This is a genomic window from Burkholderia sp. Ax-1720, assembly GCF_011753035.1.
Lineage (GTDB): Bacteria > Pseudomonadota > Gammaproteobacteria > Burkholderiales > Burkholderiaceae > Burkholderia > Burkholderia gladioli.
Genome location: NZ_VWWK01000461.1, coordinates 1 through 829, shown reverse-complemented (window position 1 = coordinate 829; position 829 = coordinate 1). Strand labels below are relative to the sequence as shown.

General features: G+C 66.7%; 1 protein-coding gene and 1 pseudogene. Both read right to left on the bottom strand.

What is annotated here, in order from left to right:
- Positions 1 to 300, bottom strand: a 300-nt coding sequence (locus F3J18_RS37675; RefSeq protein WP_205195744.1) for an ESPR-type extended signal peptide-containing protein, incomplete at its 3' end; no start/stop codon positions are given.
- A gap of 233 nt (positions 301 to 533) precedes the next feature.
- Positions 534 to 829, bottom strand: a pseudogene (locus tag F3J18_RS37670) (penicillin-binding protein); the annotation flags it as partial.

The following is an 829-nucleotide window of genomic DNA, read 5'->3' as shown; positions in this document are numbered from 1 at the left end:
GTTGACCGACACACCGCTGCCGCCTGGCTTGTTGATATTGACTTGCGGCAGCCCGTTCGGCGTCTGGATCACCGCCGGCGCGCTCGGCCCGGCCCCGACTATTTGCGCCTGGACCGGCGTCGACAGAGCGCCGGCCACAGCCGAGGCGGCCAGCACCGAGGCAGCACGCATGCCTGACGATCGCTTGACCCGCCGCGCCTCGCCGCTTGCGGATTTGCCCTCGGCCGTGGTCGTCTCGGCGACGGCCACCACCATACCCCGAAGCCTGGAATACACCAGGCGATGTGCATTCTTGTTCATGCTCTTCGACGTGGCCTGCGTCCATTGCGGTGGTTATTGGACGCGAGCTTATCGAAGCAACGAAAGATAGCTGTCAACAACTGCCAAGTTGTTGACCCAACCGACTCAAATCATGAAATTTGGATACGTCTGATTGATTAGGGTCCGGACTCTCTGATCGCTTTTCCAAAGCCAGTCAGGCCGCGACCAGGCCATCAGTTCATCGTGACGGGGAAGCCATTCGCGGCATTCGCTTATTGCCCGTTGCCGCTACCCGTCGACGGCGTATCCGGCGTGGGCGTCGGCGATTCGGCCGGCGGCTCGCTCGGCAGGCCGTTGTCCTGCCCGCCACCGCTCGCGCCACCATTGCCACTGCCGTGATTACCGCCGCCGGCCGGCGCCGAAGGCAGCAGCGGCGGCGCCGAGGCACTGAAGGTATCCACGCCCGACGCGGCATGGCCGCCCGCCGCGCCGCCGCCCTTCAGGAACGCGCCGAGCGGATCCGAAGCCGCCTCGGCCGCGGCCGCCGCCGAGGCGGCGCTCGCGGCAC